At 45.2% G+C, this 2,211-nt stretch carries 1 protein-coding gene; it reads left to right on the forward strand.

What is annotated here, in order from left to right; genetic code table 11:
* Positions 1–611 precede the first annotated feature (611 nt).
* Entirely contained in the window at positions 612–2,120 is a 1,509-nt protein-coding gene (locus F6K20_RS35170; RefSeq protein ID WP_081431844.1) for a group II intron reverse transcriptase/maturase, read from the forward strand.
* Positions 2,121–2,211: the final 91 nt, after the last annotated feature.

Below are 2,211 nucleotides of genomic sequence, written 5' to 3' on the forward strand. Positions count from 1 at the left end.
AGTGCGGCTTGTTCCTACTAGGAGCCTCTAGAAAATAGAGGGGTATGAGTAGGGGACTTCGCGAGGAATAAAAACCTCAAAAGTCTAACTGTCTAACGGATGCGGGTGAAAACCCCGCCCTTCAGGAGAGAAGTGACTCCTTATCTGGCCACACCGAGCAGGCGGCAACCTCGCAGAGTGAAGCTGGCAGCAGGGCGCAATCAGGACTGAAACAGGTAGGTTCCCCGGCGCTAATAGGGAGGTGACACGGGTAAACAGATTCTAAAAAAGTGTCTCATGACAAAGCCACAGCCTGGGAAATGTGTGGACTTCATCCTCTCATTCTCGCAGCATATTGCTTGATAGCTGCAATCTCCGAGAAGAGGGTAGGCAAACTGAATCACCCTAAATCACCAAAACAATCCAAAGGACGGAACAAGTAAAAACGACAGCAAACGGTGCGACCCCGTAATTTAATTCGTCAGTGGAAAGCGCACCAGCAGAGGTCTGGGGAAGGGTCGAAACCCCGGTAAGTTATGCCAAATCTAATCCCTCCTGTCGGGTAGGATGTGACCGGAAACTGGTCACGGGTATCTAGAAAACACAAATCAATGAAGAGCATAGTTAGACACATGGTAAAACATAGTGAACTCTGGAAAGAACAAAACTGGAAAAAACTCCGGCAAAATTTATTCCGCCTACAGAGACGAGTGTTTAAAGCAGTTCAAGATGGTGACCTCAAGAAAGCTCGGTCATTACAAAAACTGATTCTAAAATCCCGTTCAGCCCAACTTTTGGCCATCCGTCAAGTGACACAGCTCAATAAAGGTAAAAGGACAGCCGGTGTTGATGGAAAGGCATCCCTCTCCTACCGAAAAAGATTCGAGCTTCTTGAGGAACTCAAAGATTATGCTTTTACCTGGAAGCATAATCGACTTAGGGAAATCCCAATACCCAAGAAAAATGGTAAAACTCGAACTCTCAAAGTCCCTACAATTGCCGATAGAGCATGGCAATGTCTAGCCAAATATGCGTTAGAACCAGCACATGAAGCCACGTTCCACGCCCGAAGTTACGGGTTCAGAACCGGAAGAAGTGCTCACGACGCTCAGAAGCTGATATTCCAGAATTTATGCTCAAATAAAAACGGCATCAACAAAAGAATAATTGAGCTAGATATCAAGAAATGTTTTGACCGCATTTCCCATAAATCCATCATGGACGGGATAATTGCACCATCAGGCTTAAAATACGGGATTTTCAAATGCTTAAAAGCAGGAGTCAATCCTGAATTCCCTGAGCAAGGAACCCCACAAGGAGGTGTCGTCAGCCCATTACTTGCCAATATCGCACTTAATGGAATAGAAGATATACACAATAGCATTCGTTACGCGGATGACATGGTAATAATTCTCAAGCCAGAAGACAATGCAGAGGAAATTCTAGATAAAATCAAGAGCTTCCTCGCCGAACGTGGAATGGAAATCAGCGCTCGAAAGACTAAGCTAACTAAAACGACAGACGGATTTGACTTCCTGGGCTGGAATTTTCGAGTCCAGAAAAACGGAAAGTTCAGAAGTTTCCCCTCACCGGAAAACTATAAAACAACCCGAAAGAAAATCAAAGCCGTGGTCAGCAACTCGAATTATGGTGCAAAAGTTAAGGCAAGAAAACTAGCCCCCATTGTTCGGGGCTGGAGAAACTACCACCGGTATGGCAAGATGGACGGCTCCCGAAATAGTTTATGGTTTGCAAATGAATCAGCACGCCGTAAATTCATAAAGGAAAAGAAAATCGACAAACACGAAGCCGTAAGGTTAGTGAACAAAGCATTTCCGGCGGTACCTTATTCAGAGAACAAACATGTCAATGTTAAAGGGACTAAGTCACCCTATGATGGTGACCTAGTTTACTGGAGCAAACGCAATAGCAAGCTCTATGATAATGCTACCTCCAAAGCCTTAACTAAGCAAAACCATTCCTGTGGACAATGTGGACACAAATTCCTAGGGGAAGAAGTCGTACACTTACATCATATTGATGGAAACCACGATAACTGGAAACCAAAGAATTTGCTAGCAGTTCATCACAGCTGCCATCAACTAATCCACGGAAGCAGACCGAAAGGTCAGGATATCTAGGAGCTGGGTGCGGTGAAAGTCGCACGCCCAGATTTGAAGGAGAGGTGCCCTGGGTAATACCAGGCATCGACTCTAACGAAGTCAGAAGTCA

Source organism: Moorena sp. SIO2C4 (genome assembly GCF_010672485.1).
Taxonomy (GTDB): domain Bacteria; phylum Cyanobacteriota; class Cyanobacteriia; order Cyanobacteriales; family Coleofasciculaceae; genus Moorena; species Moorena producens.